Raw genomic sequence first — 12,639 nt, 5'->3', positions numbered from 1 at the left:
GTCACGTCCCTGCCGGGTAGGCCAGCTGGTACTTCGAGGCGTAGTACCCCTCAGGCCGGGTTTCCAGCACGGGCTTGTCGGCGTTGATGGGGTCGTTGTTCCGCAGGTCGCCCACGGAGAACTGGACCATCATGTCGTGGTCCTCATGGACGAGGTTGTGGCAGTGGACCATGTACCGGCCGCCAAGGTGCTTGCCGGTGTCGAACTGCATGAGGACAGTGACCGACTCGCTCTCGCCCGCGTAGAAGACGTCCTTCGGCCCGCCTTCCCAGGCGAACGGCTTGCCGCCGTTGGTGTTGCGGCCAATGATCTTGCCGTCGATCAAATGGATGTGGACGGGATGGAACCAGCCGCCCGACTCGTTGACGATGGTCCACTGCTCCACCTGGTTGCGCTGCGGGTTGGCGAAGCACCGGGTGAAGTTGGATTTTTCCACGTCGTCCCAGGTTTCACCGTTGATGGTCCATTCCCCGCCCTTCCGCTGGACCCGGAGGATCCTCTTGGCGACGGCCATGTCCGGGGTCAGTGCCATGGTGTCGAGGCCGCCGAGGGCCTTGGTGGGGTGCGGGCCGGGATCCAGCGTGGTGGGGATTGAGCTGATCGTGCGGGACCCGGGCTGGGCGGGGGAATCGGCCACCACCTGGAACTTCATGACCTTGCCGGTGTTGGCGAAGTTCACGTTGTTCTTGTTGCTCAGGTTCCGCAGCTCCACTGACTGGCCTGGCTTGTACTTCCGGAAGTCGATCAGCACCTCGTAGCGTTCGGCAGTCCCCTGCCGCCAGGACGACACCGCCTGCACTTTCGGGGTCATCCCGGCGTCGGTGCCAACTACGTGGAACGGGTCGCCGTTGGACAGGGCAAAGCGGTAGGAGCGGGTGATCGAGCCAACCAGGAACCGGAACCGGTAAATCCGCGGCTTAACCTTCATGGTGGGCCACGGCACCCCGTTGACCATGATGATGTCGCCCCACAGCCCGGAGTGGCCGTTGTCGTTGTAGCCAAGGGACCCGTCGGCGTTCAGCATCACGTCCGAGACCAGGATGGGCACGTCGAACTCGCCCTGCGGCAACTGCGCCCGCTCAAGCGCGTTGGTGATGGCGTAGGTGGAAGCGAGCCCCGAGTACACGCCCTGCGCCGTCAGCATGTGGTTGTGGTCGTGGTACCAGAGTGTCCGCGCCGCCTGCCAGTTTGGATATTGGTAGTTCTTCACCCTGCCCGGCGCGGTGCGGTCATTCGCGTACCCGTCGTACTGGGGCAGCGATGCCGAGCCATGCAGGTGGGTGACCGTGTTGAAGGTGTTCGAATATAGCAGGCCCGTCGCGGGCAGACGGTTGCTGATCCTCAGCTCCGTCCGGGTGCCCTGCTGCACCCGGATGGTGGGGCCCGGGAAAATGCCGTTATACCCCGCAAGGGTAGTGCTGAGCCCCCGTGCGATCTGGGCCTTGCCCAGTTTTTGATTCAGGGCATATTTCGCAAACGGCGTGCCGTCGCGGTCCCGGCCCGTGGCGTAGGGAAGCAGTTCCGGCGGCCGCCGGAAGACGGTGGTGAACGGGACCGGCATGTTCGCCGGGGCGAGCTTGCTTGGCGTGACAACCGTTGTCTCATTGTCGTCTGCACCTCGGCGGCCGGAGACACTTCCCGGAACACCTGCGAGGGCCGGGCCTCCGGTTGATGCAGTGACGGCGACAGCGCCGCCCAACAGGCTTAATTTCAACACGTCCCTCCGTGTTGTTGCCATGACGTCCTCCCAGCTGGTTGTGATGGCCTCAGCGACGGCGTTGGCGCTGGCCACATGTGGAAACACAGTCATGGTGCGCCGCGGGACTCCAGAAAACCTTGGGAAGCAGCGTCCGCGGGGTTCTGTCCCACCTGAATTGGTGGGAGGGCCGCCGTCGGTACCCCATCACTTTGCCAAGGGGTCCCTGTGGAAAGCACGGGCTACCCGGTGGCCCCACCCTCAAATCGGTTCCCGCAGCCAACCGCGGGGGCGGGACCCCCTAAGTATGGCCGCCGCAGGCGCCGCAGCTCCGGCCGGCCCCCGGCTATTTCCAACGGCCCGGCGGCAGACTGCCACCAGAAGTAAAGGAGCGTGGTCCCATGCAGGAGGAAGGTCTTCGGCGCCAGATCATGGGCGTGATCAGCCACGTCCTCAGTGACGAGGGCACGGACATGGACGTCCGTATGGCGCTGCTGCGGCATCTTGGCGAGAATCCCGGAAGCCCGGAACGGGCCCTGCTGGCACACCTCCGTGACTGCAGGCGACCGGGCACGGGAGCTGATCAAGGATCACGGTGAACACGCACGGCAGCAGGAACGCCGCAGTTCAAGCGGCTGGCAACAGCAGTTACCTCTTGCCCTTTTTCCGCGAGCCGCGGCCCCGCCCCTTGTCCGGGTTGGGTGCGTAACGCTGGGCGACTTTCGGCTTCTTGGCGCCGGCTCCTGTGCCACGGCGGTCCGGCTTGGGTGCCTTTTTGGGTTCCTCCTGCCGGGCGGACGGCTGCCGGGAGCTCTGGGCGGTGCGGCCGCGGACAATTCCGATGAACTCCTCAATGACCTCGTCCGTGGCATCGCTGGGCCAGGCCAGCGCGATCTGTGTCCCCGGCGCCCCCGTAAGGCGGCGGGCCACGGTGTCCTTGGTGTTGAAATGCCGCGCCACGGACATGGGAAGAATCAGCAGGCCAGCGCCGGAAGCCACCACCTGGAGGGCCATTTCCGGCCCGCCCAGTTCGTCGGCGTCGAGAAAGGTTTCCTCCACCAGATCCTCGAGTGCCACGTCCTCGAACACGGTGATTTCGTGGCCCTTGGGTGCCACCACCACGGGCTGTTCCTCGTACAGCGGGATGACGTTCAGGCCTTCGCGGTCCACCGGGAGGCGGACAAAACTCAGGTCCGCCGAACCGTCGCTCAGTACCGAAACCTGCGATCCGCCGTCGGACATGAACGAACGCAAGGGAACGTGCGGCATCCGTTCCTCCCAGCGCCGGATCCACTTCCCCGGCGTCACGCCGGCGACGTAGGCAAAGCGGAGCTCGCGCGGCGGGGACTCAGGCAGGGCCTGGTCAGGTGTGGGTTCATCTTCAGCGGGCACACCTTCACAGTACTGCGGACATCCTTGACTGCAGGCATTCTTGGTCAGGGGAGGCGGCGCAGCCGGATACCCTTAATACATGACCTCCGCTAACTCCCAGTCCATGAAGCCGGCCACTGCTGCCAAGAAGCTTGGCATCTACCTGCCTGCGACGCCCCAGGAGTTCCAGGATTCAACCATCACGCGCGCGGAGTTCGCCGAGCTGCATTCCAACCCGCCGGAGTGGCTGGCCGAACTGCGCCGCAACGGCCCGCACCCCCGTCCGGTGGTCGCACAGAAACTCAACATCTCCATCAGCGGCCTTGCCCGCGGCGGCGTTGAAGAGGCGCTGACGACGGCGGAAATCACCGCATTGCTGCAGGCTCCCCCCGCGTGGCTGGTCGCCGAGCGCGCCACACAGGCCGCCGTCCGCACCGAGGCGCAGCGGGTCAAGGAAGAGGCCGCCAACAAGGCAGCAAAGAAGGCCCGCCAGGGCTGAACCTGCCTGCCCTGTCCCCCTGCCAACGCCGCCTGGGGCCAGATTTCCGGCCGCACGCTTGGGGAAAACCGGAATTCTGAGCCCCCTGCTGTGGGGGCAGGTGGGGGTCTCCACCCCTCTGCGGGGTACACATCCCGTAAATGGCTGGACGCCGGGAATGCCAGCCCTGACACGGGCAAATCACCCGCTTCCCCTCACGCGCCCCTCCATGTGGGGGCCCAAAAGGTGCGGCCAGGCTGGTGCCGCAGGCCGTCTAGACAAGCCAAAACACACAGCGTTTCCCCAAGGGGACTTATTGATTCTGTGATTGTGCGTGAAGGTCGCGCACCTCGGATCGATGAGGTCATCATGAAATCAGCACACAGCGAGCCGGGAGCGCACACTTCTCGCCTTCCCGGTGCCCGCAGGGCCGGAGTCTTCGCCACCGTCTCGGCCGTTATCTGCTCAACCTCCATGTTCGCCATTCCCGCCGCCAATGCGGCCGTACCTGCTTTCCCGGACAACATCGTTGTCTTCCCCGACCGCGACTTCGTCTCCATTGAGGGCTACGAGGGGCATGCCGGCGAGACTGCCACCCTCGAGGTCAAGCGCGCCGGGAAGATCATTGGCTCCGCCGAGTCAACGGTCGATGCCGGTGGCGTCGCCTTTGAGGTCAACCACCCCGGCGGTGTCTGCTGGGGCGCCGGCACCGGCCTTGCCGTCACCCCCGATATCCGTCCCGGCGACGTCGTCTCCATGAGGTTCGGCGCAACCGCCGGCGGCGAAACGACGGTCCAGGACACCTATGCAACGGGCGACGCCGAACTCAGCGGCAGTACCGTCACCGTCAAGGGACACATCGGAGCGGGCGTCAACCCCGCCCAGCTGGAACAGCGCATCATTGAGCCGGCGCTGCGGGACACCACGGTGGCACGCCGTGACATCCGCGCCGTCCCCGGCCCGCTCACACCGGCCCCCAAGGGCGGGTACTCCTCGAGCCTGGTGGTGACCGGCGATACCTTCACCGCCACCTACAACTTCGACGACGCCGCCAACGCCGAAATTGCTGCGAACGCCGGGCTCGGCGAACGCGCCATGGCTTGGGAGTTCGAAGACGCCGACGCCAATAGGCAGGGCCTGACCATCGCCGAGTACGGCGAGCCGGGCGGCCCCGGCATGGGCGGCTGCCCCAACGGCCCGCTGCAGTCCGGTCCTCCAGCTCCGTCCGGCATCACGGCCGCCAAGGTTTCCGGCGGACTGAAGCTGAACTGGACCCCGGCCGAAGCCATTCCCGGCACCCCCGCCATCACCGGCTACCGCGCCGTCGCAGTCGGCAAAACCGTGACCACGAACGAGCAGGTGGAGATCGGCAAGCGCCTCTCCGGACAGGCGGCAACCGGCACCACCATCACCGGCCTTTCGGCCAGCGAGGAATACGACGTCTATGTGGTCGGCATCAGCGGCGTCGGAGAGTCTTTCCCCGCGGCGCACGCCATCCCGCTGACGGACACCACACCCCCAACGGTCTCCGCTACCCCCAACGGCGCTACCTCGCCTGTGGCCAAGACGGTCACACTGACCGCCAGCGAGACGGGCAGCGACATCTACTACACCACCGATGGTTCCGACCCCCTTTTGGCTGGAGGCGTGCTTTCTAACAAAGCGATCCGGTACACCGCTCCGATGGAGATTGCGTCCACGGCCACCCTGAAGTTCGTGGCGTTCGACCCCTCCGGCAATGTCTCGGCTCCCGGCGAGGCCCTCTTCACGATCACCAACGATCCTGTACCCGCCGCTCCAACCTTCTCAGGGGCACCCGTGGTGGGCCAGGGCACGGCAACACTGACATGGACGGCCCCGGACCCGGGCGCTGCCGGCCTGACGATCACCGGCTACACCCTCCAGGCCTACACCGCTGACGGCGCAGCGTTCGGCGCTCCGAAGACGGCAGCCGGCACCGCAACGTCCCTCGTCTATGACGGACTCGCGGGCGACACGGCTTACCAGTTCACGATCAGGGCCAGCAACGCCAACGGCACCGGACCGGAATCAGCCAAGACCGCCGCCGCCACCGCGCAGGGCGCCGTCGTGGCGGTCGCCGGACCGGACCAGAACGTTGTCCGGCGCACCACGGCCACCACGGTCACCCTGGACGGCACAGGCTCCACCACCGCCGGCGCCACCTACCAGTGGGCACAGGTCCTGACCGGGCCAACCGATCCGGACAAGGTCACGCTCACCGGTGCCACCACGCTCAAGCCGACGTTCAGCCTCCCGGTCTTCAGGACCCCGATGACGAACAACGCGCTCACGTTCCGGCTCACGGTCAAGGTCGGCACGACCACCCGGACGGATGACGTCAAGGTAGTGCCCGTGACGGACCGGGTAACCGTCGGCGTCGCCCAGTGGAGGACAGGCGACCTCAGGATTGACGGCACCAGCTCGGTGGTCGGCGGAACCATCACCCTCCGGGTCGGCGGGCCGACGGGCAGGCTCCTGGGCCAGGCAGCCGTCACCGCGGCAGCGGCACCGGAAACGGGCGGCGTCTACAGCCTGCGGCTCCGCAACGCAGCAGCCGGCACCACCAACCCGGGCACCGTGTGGGTTGAATCAACCCTCGGCGGCACGGCAGGCCCGAAGGCGGTAACCAGCAAGTAAGTCCTAAACCACCGAAGTCCGGTGGCCGGCGGCATCAGCCGCCAGCCACCGGTCTTCGTTGTGTTCGGTCTTCGTTGTGTTCGGGGTTCGCTTGTTTTCCGTGTGGCCTAGGAGCTGCTGGTGGCGTCCTGCACCTCGCCCACCAGTTCCTCGATGATGTCCTCGAGGAACAGCACACCGGTGGTGTTCCCCCGCTCGTCGAAGACCCTGGCCACGTGGGCGCCGGTGCGGCGCATGGTTGCCAGGGCATCCTCCAGGTCACTGCCGCGGAAGGTCGAGGCCAGCCGGCGGATCCGCTTCTCCGGGACGGGCCGGCTGAACTTCTCCGCAGTGGTGAGGTCCATGACGTCCTTCAGGTGCAGGTAACCGGAGGGGTCGCCGTCGTGGTCGGTCAGGATGTACCGGGAGTAACCGTGCTCGGCCACCGCCCGCTGGATGTCTGCCGGTGTCGCAGACGCCGGCAGCAGCACCATCTCGGCGATGGGCACCTCGACGTCGGCCACGGTCTTTTCGGTGAACTCGAAGGCCGCAGTGAGGGCACCGGTGTTATCGGTCAGGACGCCTTCCCTGGTGGACTGCTCCACGATGTTTGCCACCTCGTCCAGGGTGTAGGCGCTGGTGGCCTCGTCCTTGGGCTCCACCCGGAACAGGCGGAGGATGGAGTTGGCGATGCCGTTCAGGGTCCAGATCACCGGCTTGAACAGGCGTGCCACCATCACCAGCGGCGGGGCCAGGATCAGCGCTGCGCGGGTGGGGACCGAGAACGAGATGTTCTTGGGGACCATCTCGCCGAGGACCACGTGCAGAAAGGTCACCAGCAGCAGCGCCGCCACGAAGGCGATGACTCCGATCGCTTCCCCGGACAGGGAGGTCAAGCCCAGCGGGATCTCCAGCAGGTGGTGGATCGCCGGCTCGGAGACGTTCAGGATCACCAGCGAGCAGACCGTGATGCCCAGCTGGCTGGTGGCCAGCATGAGCGTGGCATGCTCCATCGCCCACAGGGTGGTTCTCGCGGCCTTGCTGCCCGCCTCCGCCATCGGCTCGATCTGTGACCGGCGGGCGGAGATGACGGCGAACTCGGCGCCGACAAAGAAGCCGTTGACCACCAGCAGGACGGCGAGCCAGATGATGCCCGGAAGGTACTCACTCATGGGTCAGCTCCTGTGTGAGGCTGTCGATAATCCTGTCATGCGCGCTCTTGGGTGGCTCTGCCCATTCCTCCGGCGTGAATTTCAGGCGCCCAACGTGGGTGCCGGCCACCCGCTCCACGCGGAGCATGCCGCCGTCGATGGCCACCTCGTCGCCGAGTTCCGGGATGCGGTCGAGCCGGTCCGCGACGTAACCGGCCACCGTGTCGTAATCCTCGCCGTCGGGCACGGCAATGCCGGTCCGGTCCAGGAGCTCATCGGGGCGCAGCGAGGCATCGAAGGTGATGGACCGTCCGGTCCGGACCACGCCCACGCGGGCACGGTCGTGCTCATCCTCCAGCTCGCCGACGATCTCCTCCACCAGGTCCTCCAGGGTGACGATGCCGGCCGTTCCGCCGTGCTCGTCGGAGACAATGGCCACCTGGAGGCCCTGCTTGCGAAGCAGCACCAGGAGGGAGTCGACGCCCATGGACTCGGGGACCATGAGCGGTTCGATCATGAGATCCGCCGCGAGGACGCGGGCGCGCTCCTCGAGGGGCACGGCAAAGGCCTGCTTGACGTGGAGCACGCCGAGCACGTCGTCGCGGTCCCGGCCGATGACCGGGAACCGCGAATAGCCGGTGGCGGTGGCCAGCGCGATAATCTGCTCGGCCGTGTCATCGGTGTTCACGGCGGTCATCCGCACGCGCGGGGTCATGACATCCGCCGCACTGTGCTCGGAGAAGCGCAGCGTCCGGTGCAGCAGGGCGGCGTGGTCCAGGTCAAGGACACCTTCGAGCGCGGAGCGGCGGACTAGCGAACTCAGTTCCTCGGCGCTGCGGGCACCGGACAATTCCTCTTTGGGCTCGATGCCAAAGGACCTGATGATGGCGTTCGCCGTGTTGTTGAACAGCAGGATGACGGGCTTGAACACCGTGGTGAACAGGGTTTGAAACGGGACCACCACCCTGGCGGTGGCAAGCGGCAGGGCCAGGGCAAAGTTCTTGGGAACCAGCTCGCCGATCACCATCGAGAAGATGGTGGCGATGAAAATCGCGACGACGGCGCCCACCCCGGGCACGAGACCTTCCAGGAACCCGGCCGCAGTCAGCGGACCGCTCAGCAGCTTGCTGATGGCAGGTTCAAAGGTGTATCCGGTCAGGAGGGTGGTGAGGGTGATGCCCAGCTGCGCACCGGAAAGGTGCGTCGAGGTGATCTTCAGGGCCTTGATGGTGGGGGCGAGGCGTTTCTCACCCCGGGCCTGGCGCGCTTCCAGGTCGTTGCGGTCAAGATTGACCAGGGCAAACTCGGATGCGACGAAGAATCCGGTGCCGACTGTCAGGATCAGGCCGATCCCGATCATGATCCATTCATTCATTGGGGGCGCCCCTCTCCCGTGCTGACCGGCGTGCCGATCAAATGGGTGAGGGGCCAGGGCATATGTGAAGGAGGGTCGTCCATAGTGCCCCCTACTATATCGGGTGTTTCTTGGCGGCCTGTTTCGACCGCTTTCCCGTCCGGCGGGGACGCTTACGCTGCCGCCTGGATGCTTCTGGGGTAAGCGGCCATCAGCGCGGCGGACGGGAACCAGACAATCCCGACCACGGTAAAGACTTGGGACCTGAGGTGCGGCGGGCTCAGATGGTTGCGCAGAAAGAGCATCGCGGCGGCGGTGGACGCCGTGAAGACGCCGGACAGGCCAATGGCGACGACCGTCCAGGCCGTTCCTATGTCGACGGCGGCGCCGACTGTCAGCAGGCCGGTGCGAAGAAGCCGGCCATCATGACGGCGTACGGCCGCGCACGCGTGGGACGGACTGTCTCGCACAGCGCACCCAGCAGGCTGCCGACGGCGAAGGAGGTCACCACGAGTGCGCCGTCGCTGGGTGATCCGATCCATCCAATCGAGAGGGCGATGGCGGCGATCGCCAGCCAGCCCTGGCCAAGCTGGCTCAGCGTGGAGGCGGCGGTGACTACGGCCAATGGGCGGTGGCTGAAGATCCGGTGCAGCCCGGCCGCGACCGCCTGCCACGGTGAAATCCTGGGTGCTGAATGCGACTTCAGTCGGGGATCACGTCGGCGACGAAGCTGGAAAGCCCGCCCATGTAGAAGGGCGAGGCCGCCCCGGAAGCGGCCACGAGCAGGGCGGGGCGCCGGGCGCGGTCGAGGGCGGCGCCGACGAGCGGCGCAGCGAAGACGCTCGGGCCGAGGGACACGGCCACCAGCGCACCCCCGATCCCCACATCGTTCATCTGCTGCACAGCGAGGATGGGGATCGCCACGGCGGAACCGGCCATGGCCATTCTCGGGGGTATCGAAGCCGCAAGGTATCCGGGCGCACTCATGGACCGGCAGGGACCGCCTTTCTGGGATGTGTTGCTTCGACCATAGTCCATGATCGGCGGGCTGCTGAGGCCGCGGCGTTGACGCCGGCTACCTACATGGCGTGGTCACTGTGGCTGGTTGCGGCGGGTGTGTTCCTGCTGCTCTGACGAAAAGCCGGGCATTAATCCTTGAACTCGCTCGTAAGCACTTCGAACTCCTCGACCCCAAGGACCTGCAGATGCTGTTCGGCGCTCGTCTCAGAGCGGATCCTGTCTGCTACCTGCCGGCTGTCCGCGAGGACCTTCTCGTCGTCCCAAAGCGAGATGGATAGTGACTTGCTATCGGCCCCGTACAGATAATAGAGGCCGCGGCATCCCGGCAGATCAAGCACCTGCCTGATGGTGTCGTCGGTGGGCGCACCGGTACTTTCCGGCCCAGGACGGTACGTGCTGACTCTTGCGAACATCTTGTTACCCCGATTCGGCGCGACGGAGACTGCTCGTCACGGCTGGCTCCTGCTCCCAAGTGGCGTGGCCTCCTCCAACAAGTAGGGATCTAATCACGCCCGGGTACAAGGGCAACCCGGAAGTTGTGCTCGCTCCTTTCCCAGGTCGAGTGCGAGGCTAGAGCTTTCCATTGGTTCTGGCCTGTTGCGCCAGGTCGGCAGCCCATGGCCGGATGCCGTGGTGGAACAGCATGCCCTCGGGTAATCCCTGAACGCTCACAATGGAATCGGAGATGTCTATGGTGATCTTGGAGTTTGCCATGGGGGCGTTGATGATATGCAGGTCGCCAAAGGATTTTGGGAGCACGGGATCCAGCCACAGGCCGCCGCGGGCAACGTCGGCATAGTAGCCCATCAGGCTTTTCACCAGTTGAATGGGGGTGGTTGCGGCCCATGCTTGCGGGGAGCATGCCGTGGGGTAGGGGATGGGTTCGTCGAATTGCTCCCGGCTGAATCCGCAGAACAACTCGGGCAACCGACCCTCGGAGTACTCCGCGGCCTCAAACAGAGCGGTGGAGATGCGCTGCGCCTGCTCGACGAGGCCGTAACGGAGGAGCCCGGCCGCGATGATCGCGTTGTCGTGGGGCCAAACAGATCCATTGTGGTAGCTGGCTGGGTTGTAGGCGCCCATGTCGCTGGCCAACGTCCGCACGCCCCAACCGCTGAACATCTCAGGGGACATCAGCCGGTCGGCCACCGATGCAGCCTTGTCCTTGTCAACGATGCCAAACAAGAGGCATTGCCCCATATTGGATGCGCACGCGTCGACCGGGCGCTTGTCGCCGTCCAAGGCGACGGCGTAGTAACCGCGGTCCGGCAGCCAGAACCGTTCGTTGAACTGTTTCTTCAATTGCGCCCCCAGCTCCCGGTACTCAGCCGCCAAGGCCAAGTCGCCGGCGTCGTGGGCTAACCACGACCGCGCCATATACGCGCTGTAGACGTAGGCCTGCACCTCGCACAAAGCGATTGGTGGCTCGGCCATCCTGCCATCGGCAAAATTGATGCCGTCCCAGGAGTCCTTCCAGCCTTGGTTGATCAGCCCTTGGTCGTTGAGCCGCTCATACTCGACAAACCCGTCGCCGTCCTTGTCCCCATAGTGGCGGATCCAGTCCAGCGCCCGGTCAACATGGGGCAGCAGGTTGGAGATGGTTTCTGCGGCGAATCCCCAGCGGCTAACTTCGCCGAACAAGGCCACAAACAACGGGGTGGCATCGACGCTGCCGAAGTAGGCTTGTTTTCCGCCCAAGGCCAGCCCGCTGGAGAGATCGAACCTGACCTCGTGGAGGATCTTCCCCGGCTCCTCCTCGCTCATTACATCCACCACCTGCCCCTGACGATCCGCCAGAGTCTGAATGGTGCCGAAAGCCAGGGACGGGTCAACAGGCAGAGCCATGAGGGACGCCCACAGCGAATCCCGGCCAAACAAAGCCATGAACCATGGGGCACCAGCCGCCACCACGATCCGGTCCGGATGGTCGGGGTCCTCAATCCGAAGCGCACCAAGGTCGTCGTAGCTGCGCCGGAGGGTCCGCTCGATCGAAGGGTTGCCCATTTTCAGCACGGGAATCTTGGCCACCCACTCCTGGTGGCGCCTGTCGCGAGGCGATATCTCGCCTTCATTCGGCCGGACGAAACGTGCGGCGGAGCCGCTTCCGCCGTCGAAAGGGACGACGCTGATGGTGGTACTCCACTGTGCGTGCGGTGGGATAGCGAAGTGGTAGGCCAACCCCTCGGGGGCGACGTCTGCGCCCTCGGCCGTTACCACTACACCTTTCCGGACGTCCTGCCAGGCGGCCCGGATGGTTAGCGAGTCGTCTTGCGCTTCACGGGACTCTTTCCAGCGGCGCTGGATGCGGGCCTCTTTCACCTCGAAGAGGTCCGCGAAGTCCACCTCGACCCGGAGGGTAAGGACGCACTCGGCAATGGCCGCCGAGTAATTTTGGACAGTGATCCGCTCCAGGATGCCGGCGCCCACCTCACGGAGGCGTTCGACGATCAATGGGCTGTCCGCGTGTCCGTCCGGGCGCGGGACACGGCCGACAAACAGGGCACGGTAGGGTTCCTTCGTCTTCGCCCCCAGCGGCTCCAGTGGGGCGCCATTAATGAGTACCAGCCAGCAGGACAGTATTCGGGTGTCCTCGACAAAAACGCCGTGGGGATACTCGGTGTGGATATCGCCGTTTGCCGCAGAGATGCAAAATGATGAGCCCTCCACAAGAGTGACCGAGCCCGGCCCCGGCGACCCTGCAGCAGTGTCAGCATTCCATCCAGCCATCCGGGCTCCTTCAGAATTGACCTGAACGCCACCTCCGAGGGCTGCCCGCGCGTGGAATCTCTCGGCTGCGACGGCCGGCCCTCGTTCAATGACGCTACGCCGGTGCGCCGCGTGATTCCAGCCCTCGCTTTCGCAGCTCAGTACCCTTCGCCAACAGATCGGGGCGCTATCGCGATGGCCCGTACAATACGAGCGAAGGCACAGC

Annotated in this window: 11 protein-coding genes; 3 read left to right on the top strand and 8 right to left on the bottom strand. The window is 65.5% G+C overall.

The window, feature by feature from the left end:
* Position 1: 1 nt before the first annotated feature.
* Complete coding sequence (locus tag QFZ33_RS01615; protein WP_307024246.1) at positions 2–1,810, bottom strand: multicopper oxidase family protein; 1,809 nt, start codon at positions 1,808–1,810, stop codon at positions 2–4.
* A gap of 287 nt (positions 1,811–2,097) precedes the next feature.
* On the opposite strand from QFZ33_RS01615, the gene QFZ33_RS01610 reads away from it, so the two are divergent.
* A complete protein-coding gene (locus tag QFZ33_RS01610; protein ID WP_307024244.1) occupies positions 2,098–2,295 on the top strand; it encodes a hypothetical protein in 198 nt (65 codons plus the stop codon).
* Between the two features lie 49 nt (positions 2,296–2,344).
* On the opposite strand, the gene QFZ33_RS01605 is transcribed toward QFZ33_RS01610, so the two are convergent.
* The gene (locus QFZ33_RS01605) at positions 2,345–3,088 is read right to left on the bottom strand and encodes a LysR family transcriptional regulator substrate-binding protein (protein ID WP_307024242.1); all 744 of its coding nucleotides are present in this window, start codon (positions 3,086–3,088) and stop codon (positions 2,345–2,347) included.
* Between the two features lie 79 nt (positions 3,089–3,167).
* Between QFZ33_RS01605 and QFZ33_RS01600 the strand changes: the two genes are divergently transcribed.
* On the top strand, positions 3,168–3,566 hold the full coding sequence (locus tag QFZ33_RS01600) for a DUF5997 family protein (RefSeq protein WP_307024240.1): 399 nt from the start codon (positions 3,168–3,170) through the stop codon (positions 3,564–3,566).
* A gap of 348 nt (positions 3,567–3,914) precedes the next feature.
* Positions 3,915–6,203: a fibronectin type III domain-containing protein gene (locus QFZ33_RS01595; RefSeq protein ID WP_307024238.1), complete on the top strand. Its 2,289-nt coding sequence runs from the start codon at positions 3,915–3,917 to the stop codon at positions 6,201–6,203.
* A 107-nt stretch (positions 6,204–6,310) separates the two neighbouring features.
* Here QFZ33_RS01595 and QFZ33_RS01590 read toward each other — a convergent pair whose 3' ends face one another.
* The 6 genes from QFZ33_RS01590 to QFZ33_RS01565 all read right to left on the bottom strand — a co-directional run bounded on the left by QFZ33_RS01590 (position 6,311) and on the right by QFZ33_RS01565 (position 12,434).
* Positions 6,311–7,354 carry a hemolysin family protein gene (locus QFZ33_RS01590; protein WP_307024236.1) on the bottom strand — a complete coding sequence of 348 codons (1,044 nt, stop codon included), beginning with the start codon at positions 7,352–7,354 and terminating at the stop codon, positions 6,311–6,313.
* The gene (locus tag QFZ33_RS01585) at positions 7,347–8,708 is read right to left on the bottom strand and encodes a hemolysin family protein (protein ID WP_307024234.1); all 1,362 of its coding nucleotides are present in this window, start codon (positions 8,706–8,708) and stop codon (positions 7,347–7,349) included. Before QFZ33_RS01585 ends, QFZ33_RS01590 begins: the two co-directional genes overlap by 8 nt.
* Positions 8,709–9,081: 373 nt before the next feature.
* The gene (locus tag QFZ33_RS01580; RefSeq protein WP_307024232.1) at positions 9,082–9,312 is read right to left on the bottom strand and encodes a hypothetical protein; all 231 of its coding nucleotides are present in this window, start codon (positions 9,310–9,312) and stop codon (positions 9,082–9,084) included.
* Positions 9,313–9,389: 77 nt separating this feature from the next.
* A complete protein-coding gene (locus QFZ33_RS01575; protein ID WP_307024230.1) occupies positions 9,390–9,674 on the bottom strand; it encodes a hypothetical protein in 285 nt (94 codons plus the stop codon).
* A 161-nt stretch (positions 9,675–9,835) separates the two neighbouring features.
* Positions 9,836–10,120: a hypothetical protein gene (locus tag QFZ33_RS01570; RefSeq protein WP_214847520.1), complete on the bottom strand. Its 285-nt coding sequence runs from the start codon at positions 10,118–10,120 to the stop codon at positions 9,836–9,838.
* A gap of 157 nt (positions 10,121–10,277) precedes the next feature.
* Positions 10,278–12,434, bottom strand: coding sequence for an amylo-alpha-1,6-glucosidase (locus QFZ33_RS01565; RefSeq protein ID WP_307024226.1), 2,157 nt, complete (start codon positions 12,432–12,434; stop codon positions 10,278–10,280).
* Between the last annotated feature and the right edge of the window lie 205 nt (positions 12,435–12,639).

Source organism: Arthrobacter globiformis (assembly GCF_030815865.1).
Lineage (GTDB): Bacteria > Actinomycetota > Actinomycetes > Actinomycetales > Micrococcaceae > Arthrobacter > Arthrobacter globiformis_B.
This window is presented reverse-complemented; position numbering and strand designations above follow the sequence as displayed.